The organism is Bradyrhizobium sp. 62 (assembly GCF_023073035.1).
In the GTDB taxonomy this organism is placed as follows: Bacteria; Pseudomonadota; Alphaproteobacteria; order Rhizobiales; family Xanthobacteraceae; genus Bradyrhizobium.
The window spans coordinates 175,054-181,089 of the sequence record NZ_JADPIT010000029.1; the positions used below are offsets into that span (position 1 = coordinate 175,054).

Consider the following 6,036-nt stretch of genomic DNA (forward strand, 5'->3'; position numbering starts at 1 on the left):
CGGCATGAGCTTGCCAGCGGTGTTCGCCGGGACGTCCGTGCTCTATGTGTCGATGGGACTGTGCGCGCCTTGGCTCGCCAAGTCGTTTGCACGGCACGGTGCACGAAAGGTGATGATCTCAGGTACGGTCCTCACCGTGCCGGGCTTCATACTGCTGTCCCTCGCGCGCGAGCCGATGCTGTATTTCGCCGCCTGGATCGTTCTCGGCATCGCCGGCAGCGCCACGCTGTCGACCGGCGCCTATATCATGCTGAACGAGGTCGCCGGGCGGCAGGCCAAGAACGCGATCGGCGCGCTGATGCTGGTGACTGGCTTGTCGAGCAGCATCTTCTGGCCGACGACGTCGTTCCTCAGCGGTCTGCTCGGCTGGCGCGGGACGTGCCTGGTCTATGCGGCCATGATGGTCGTCATCAACCTTCCGCTCTACGCGTTCCTCGCCCCGCGCCGGAAAATCGCCGCGGGTCGTGGTGGTGAGTCGGTGAAGTCTTTGCCGCCACCTGCGATTCCCAAGAGCACCTTCAGCCTCGTCGTTGCCGCGATCACGCTCAATGCCTTCGTCAATTTCGGCATCGGCGCCATCATGATCGAGTTGCTCCGGGCGGAGGGGCTTCCCCCGGCGCAGGCGCTTGCGTTCGGCTCGATGCTGGGCGTGATCCAGGTCAGCGCGCGCGGGCTCGATTTTCTCGGCGGAGGGCGGTGGGATGGAATCACGACCGGGCTCGTCGCCGGCACGGCGCTGCCGATCGCCATGCTGCTGCTGATGACGAGCGAGGGCGCGACCTGGGCGGTTGCGGCCTTCATCCTGCTCTATGGCGCCGGCAGCGGCGCGATGGCGGTGGCGCGGGCGACGATCCCGCTCGTGTTCTACGATCAGACCGAGTTCGCCAAGGCGATGTCGATGATCGCGCTGCCGCTCAATCTCGCCTCCGCGGTCTCGCCGCCGCTCCTTGTCGGCCTGCTCACCGAGTTCGGCAGCCGCGGCGCGCTCGGTCTCACCTTCGTCTGCTCCTGCGCCACGGTGCTGATCCTGGTCCTGCTCGGCCGGCGGCGGCCGCAGGTGGCTGCAGCGGCCGCGACCTGAGAATATTCGCGCTGCGGAAATTCGCCGCGGTGACCTGGGCCGGGCGGGCGGGCGGATAGCTGCATGCCGCCAGCGCAGTGCTCGGACCGCCAAAATAGTGTATCCGCAGGGAGCGCGTCCCGCGATCTCGCCGCCGCGCCAATATTCAGTTCCCGGAGGAATTCGACATGTCGGCCCTGCCGCTCTCAGGCATCAAGATCCTTGACCTCACCCGCGTGCTTGCCGGGCCTCTGTCGGCCCAGATGCTGGGCGATTTGGGCGCGGAGGTGATCAAGATCGAGCGGCCGGGCACCGGTGACGACGCGCGCGCCTTCGGCCCGCCCTATCTGACCGACCCCGAGGGCAAGGCCAACAACAACAACTCGTTTTACCTCTGTGCCAACCGCAACAAGAAGTCGGTCACGGTCAACATCGCCAAGCCCGAGGGGCAGGCGATCATCCGCGAGCTCGCCAAGGACGTCGACGTTTTAATGGAGAACTACAAGGTCGGCGATCTCAAGCGCTACGGCCTCGACTACGAGACCATCAAGGCGATCAATCCCGGCATTATCTACTGCTCGGTGACCGGCTTCGGCCAGACCGGCCCTTATGCGCCGCGCGCCGGCTATGACGCCATCCTGCAGGCAATGGGCGGCCTGATGAGCGTCACCGGCCATATCGACGGCGAGCCCGGCGAGGGGCCGATGAAGGTCGGCCCCTCGATCGTCGACTACATGACCGGCATGAACACCTCGATCGGGATTCTCTCGGCGCTCTATCATCGCGACGCCAATGATGGCGTGGGACAGCACATCGACGTCTGCCTATTCGACACCGTCATCGCGTCGTTGTCGCACTGGCTGCAGATCTATCTCGTCAACGGCAAGACGCCGCCGCGCCGCGGCACCTGGGGCAATGGCGGCATGCCGGCCGGCGTGTTCCGCTGCACCGACGGCGAGCTGATGCTGGTGGTCGGCAATGACGGCCAGTTCCAGCGCACCTGCGCCGTGCTCGGCGAGCCCGAGCTCGCGAACGACAAGCGCTTCGTCAAGAACAACGACCGCGTCGTGCATGGCAAGGAGATCATGGCGATCTTTGCCGGCCTGTTCCTGAAGCAGCCGGTGTCCTATTGGCTGGACAAGCTGGAGGAGGCCGGCGTGCCGTCAGGTCCGATCAACAATTTCGAGCAGGTGTTTTCCGACCCCCACGTCCAGTCGCGCGGCATGCGGGTGAAGGTCGACCATCCCTTCCAGCCCGATCTCTCGCTGATCCGCAACGCGCTGACGCTCTCGGGAACCCCGATCAAGGATTATCGCGCCCCGCCGCTGCTCGGTGAGCACACCCAGGAGGTGCTCGCCGGCAAGCTCGGCTATGATGCCGGCAAGATCGAGACGCTGAAGCAGCAGGGCATCATCTAGCGATTTCTTACCCTCGCTCCTTGTGGGAGAGGGTGGCTCGCCGCATAGCGGCGAGACGGGTGAGGTTCTGTCCGCGCGCGCCGTTGTGAGTTGAGTTCGTGGAGAGAACCCCTCATCCGGCGCTTCGCGCCACCTTCTCCCGCAAGGGGAGAAGGAGTAGGTCCGGTGCTCGTGGCGCGTTTTACGAAAAGGGACAGTACGCATGACCCCGACCAAGACCATCATCACCTGCGCGATCACGGGCAATCTGACAAAGCCCGAGCAATCGCCGCATCTGCCGATCACGCCCGAGCAGATCGCGACGTCGGCGCTGGAAGCGGCCGAAGCCGGCGCCGCGATTGCCCATATCCACGTCCGCGATCCCGCGACGGGGCGGCCTTCGATGGAGATCGATCTCTACCGCGATGTGGTGGATCGCATTCGCGCCCGCAACACGTCTCTCGTCATCAACCTCACGACCGGTCCCGGCGGACGGTTTGTTCCTTCGATTGAGGATCCCCGCGTCGCCGCTGCAGGCACCACGTTGCTGCCTCCCGAAAAGCGAGTCGAGCACATCGAGCTGCTCAAGCCCGACATCTGCACGCTCGATCTCAACACCATGAACTCGGGTGGCGAGGTGGTGATCAACACTCCGCGCAACGTCCGCATCATGGCCGAGCGGATGAAGGCCGCCGGCGTGCTGCCGGAGATCGAGCTGTTCGATTCCGGCGACTGCCATCTGGCCCGCGATCTCCTTGCCGACGGCACGCTGAAAGGACCGGGCCTGTTTTCGCTCGTGCTCGGCGTCAAATACGGCTTCTCCGCAACGCCCGAGACGATGTTCTATGCCCGCAGCCTGTTGCCGCCGGGCGCGATCTGGTCGGGCTTCGGTATCGGCCGCGCTGAATTCCCGATGGTGGCGCAAGCCTATTTGCTCGGCGGCCACGTCCGCGTCGGCATGGAGGACAATCTTTATATGTCAAAGGGCGTGCTGGCGAAGACTAATGCCGAGCTGGTTGCGCGTGCCGCCGGCATCCTCAAGGGCCTGGGTGCGAGCGTCGCGACCGCCAACGAGGCCCGCGTGATGCTCGGGCTTGCCTGAGGCTTGCGGGCCATCCCCAGATAATCCCGGTCCGTACTCACACAGGCTTCCGCTCCGCGCGCGACTCAGATTCGATCCTTCCACTCAGTCCGGGAGGGAACGCATGTCCTACACGATCGGGTTTCAGGCCAAGAACCAGAAGGCAATTCTGGCGACCGAGGCGGCAACGGCCAACCAGGCCGTCGCGATCGTTGCCGCGTTGCGGCAAAGCGCCGACGAAATAAAGTTCATCCGCTCGCCGCAGGAAGGCGACATGGGCATCGAGATGCTGCTGCTGCTCGCCAAGGAAGAGGCCGAGGAGATGCCGCAGCACGCCTAGGCGGGCTCGGCGACACACTTCGGTCGAAAGCGAAGCATGACGGCTGCGCTATGATGTAGCAAGCCGTCATCTCGCTTGAACCGAAGGTGGCCGTCCATGAAACGCGAAGCGCTCCGCGTCGAACCGATCTCGACATTCCTTGACCGTCGGAACGCCCCGGTCTCGCCGGTCACGCGCGCCGGCAACATGATCTTCGTCGCAGGGCTGCCGCCGTTCGACCCCGACACGGGCGAGATCGCGGACGTGCCGATCGAACGGCAGAGCGAACTGATCATGGAGCAGATGAAGCTGTGCCTTCAGACGGCAGGCGCAAGCTTCGACAACGTCATGAAGTGCAACGTCTATTGCACCTCGACACAACACTTCGCCGCGTTCAACGCCGTCTATGCGCGCTATTTCCCGCACGATCCGCCGGCGCGGATCTTCGTCTGCACGCCGGAATGGTTCGGGCCCTTCGACGTCGAGATCGACTGCATCGCGATGATGTGAATGTTAGCGCACCGCCACCTTTGGCGGCGCCTTCGCCTCTGTCCGTCCAGCCGTCAGCGCCATCGTCGCCACGCTGACGACGCGCGCGACCACGTCCTCGACGTCGTCGAGATCGCATTTGCCTTCCGATAATTTCGTCAGCCGCTCGCTCTCGCGGATGGTGTGGTGCGCCATGGCGAGCGCGAAATTCAGGCCCCAGTAGATATCGACGTCGCTGCGATCGGGCAGGGACCTTCGCATCGCGCCGGCGAATTTCCGCAAATGGTCGATCTCGCGGTTCTTGATGCGGCGGATCGGAGGCACGGATTCGATCGAGGCGCGGATCATGAAGCGCGCCGCGCTCGACCGTTGGTTCTCGGGACCGAGGCAGCCGCGCAGCGTCGGGCCAACGAGGGCGTGCAAGATCACCTCGATCGGCGCGCGGCCGCCGCCTTGTTCTTCCGCCGCCTTCAATTCGCGCAGCCGCTCGCGGTTGGTGGCGATCGAGCGCGTCACGAACAGCTCCGCGATCAACTCGTCCTTCGAGCCGAAATGATAGTTCACCGCCGCGAGGTTGACATTGGCCTCCGCGACGATGTCGCGCAGCGTCACGTCGCCGAACCCCCGATCGGCGTAGAGCCGTTCGGCGGCGGCGAGAATGGCAGTCCGGGTATGATCGCTGGCCATGGGAGCCCCTCGGGGAGGGAGTTGCAATTCAAACAGTTGTATGAAACTATCGTTTGAAGGCCGGGAAAGTCAATCCGCAATCAGGAGTCGTTCGCAAAAGTGCGAATGGGTTCCGGAGCGTCCGCAAGCCGCGCATTCGCACTTGCGGGTCGCACAATGCGGGTGGACAGTCCGGCGCAAAACAAGTTCGCCAAAACAAATTCGCCAAAACGAGTTGGCAAAGACGAGGAGCGTCCCATGGATTTCGATCTGTCGCCGAAGCAGAAGGAATGGCTCGACCGCGTGCAGTCCTTCATGGCCAAGCACGTGCGACCGGCCGTGCCGGTCTATGATGAGCAGGATCGCAGCGGCGAACGCTGGAAGGTGATCCCGGTGCTCGAGGATCTCAAGAAGAAGGCGAAGGCCGAAGGCCTCTGGAACATGTTCATGCCGCCCAACGAGCATGAGGATGACGAATTCCGCGGCGCGGGACTGACCAATCTCGAATACGCGCTGCTCTCCGAGCAGATGGGCCACATTTCCTGGGCTTCGGAAGTCTTCAACTGTTCCGCGCCCGACACCGGCAACATGGAAGTGTTCATGCGCTACGGCTCCAAGGAGCAGAAGCGCAAATGGTTGCGTCCGCTGATGGACGGCGAGATCCGCTCCGCCTTCCTGATGACGGAGCCGGCGGTGGCCTCGTCCGATGCCACCAACATCGAGACCAGCATCGTGAAGGACGGCGATCACTACGTCATCAACGGCCGCAAATGGTGGTCGTCCGGCGTCGGCGATCCCCGCTGCAAGATCGCGATCCTGATGGGCAAGACCGATTTCAAGGCGGCCAAGCACCAGCAGCAGTCGCAGATCCTGGTTCCGCTCGACACCCCCGGCATCAAGGTCGAGAAGATGCTGCCGGTGTTCGGCTTCGACGACGCGCCGCATGGCCACGCCCAGGTGCTGCTCGAGAATGTGCGGGTGCCGAAGGAAAACATCCTGCTCGGCGAAGGCCGCGGCTTCGAGA

The 6,036-nt window shown here is 64.0% G+C and carries 7 protein-coding genes; 6 read left to right on the forward strand and 1 reads right to left on the reverse strand.

Annotation, left to right across the window (positions count from 1 at the left end; genetic code table 11):
• From IVB47_RS27610 to IVB47_RS27630, 5 genes are all read left to right on the forward strand, one after another.
• Nucleotides 1-1,081, forward strand: a 1,081-nt coding sequence (locus IVB47_RS27610; protein ID WP_247465959.1) for an MFS transporter, incomplete at its 5' end; no start/stop codon positions are given.
• A gap of 167 nt (nucleotides 1,082-1,248) precedes the next feature.
• A complete protein-coding gene (locus tag IVB47_RS27615) occupies nucleotides 1,249-2,478 on the forward strand; it encodes a CaiB/BaiF CoA-transferase family protein (RefSeq protein ID WP_247465962.1) in 1,230 nt (409 codons plus the stop codon).
• Nucleotides 2,479-2,680: 202 nt separating this feature from the next.
• Nucleotides 2,681-3,559 carry a 3-keto-5-aminohexanoate cleavage protein gene (locus IVB47_RS27620; protein ID WP_247465965.1) on the forward strand — a complete coding sequence of 293 codons (879 nt, stop codon included), beginning with the start codon at nucleotides 2,681-2,683 and terminating at the stop codon, nucleotides 3,557-3,559.
• Nucleotides 3,560-3,662: 103 nt separating this feature from the next.
• On the forward strand, nucleotides 3,663-3,878 hold the full coding sequence (locus tag IVB47_RS27625; RefSeq protein ID WP_007602925.1) for a hypothetical protein: 216 nt from the start codon (nucleotides 3,663-3,665) through the stop codon (nucleotides 3,876-3,878).
• Between the two features lie 96 nt (nucleotides 3,879-3,974).
• Nucleotides 3,975-4,367 carry a RidA family protein gene (locus IVB47_RS27630; RefSeq protein ID WP_247437806.1) on the forward strand — a complete coding sequence of 131 codons (393 nt, stop codon included), beginning with the start codon at nucleotides 3,975-3,977 and terminating at the stop codon, nucleotides 4,365-4,367.
• A gap of 3 nt (nucleotides 4,368-4,370) precedes the next feature.
• Here the strand turns inward: IVB47_RS27630 and IVB47_RS27635 are convergent, their stop codons facing one another.
• Entirely contained in the window at nucleotides 4,371-5,033 is a 663-nt protein-coding gene (locus tag IVB47_RS27635; protein WP_247465969.1) for a TetR/AcrR family transcriptional regulator, read from the reverse strand.
• Between the two features lie 237 nt (nucleotides 5,034-5,270).
• On the opposite strand from IVB47_RS27635, the gene IVB47_RS27640 reads away from it, so the two are divergent.
• The coding region (locus IVB47_RS27640; protein ID WP_247465971.1) for an acyl-CoA dehydrogenase family protein at nucleotides 5,271-6,036 on the forward strand (766 nt) is incomplete at its 3' end.

What these genes read in the sequence shown, in the direction of transcription:
- IVB47_RS27625 (WP_007602925.1), top strand. Translation starts at nt 3,663, where the DNA reads ATGTCCTACACGATCGGGTTTCAGGCCAAGAACCAGAAGGCAATTCTG.
- IVB47_RS27620 (WP_247465965.1), top strand. Translation starts at nt 2,681, where the DNA reads ATGACCCCGACCAAGACCATCATCACCTGCGCGATCACGGGCAATCTG.
- IVB47_RS27630 (WP_247437806.1), top strand. Translation starts at nt 3,975, where the DNA reads ATGAAACGCGAAGCGCTCCGCGTCGAACCGATCTCGACATTCCTTGAC.
- IVB47_RS27635 (WP_247465969.1), bottom strand. Translation starts at nt 5,033, where the DNA reads ATGGCCAGCGATCATACCCGGACTGCCATTCTCGCCGCCGCCGAACGG.
- IVB47_RS27615 (WP_247465962.1), top strand. Translation starts at nt 1,249, where the DNA reads ATGTCGGCCCTGCCGCTCTCAGGCATCAAGATCCTTGACCTCACCCGC.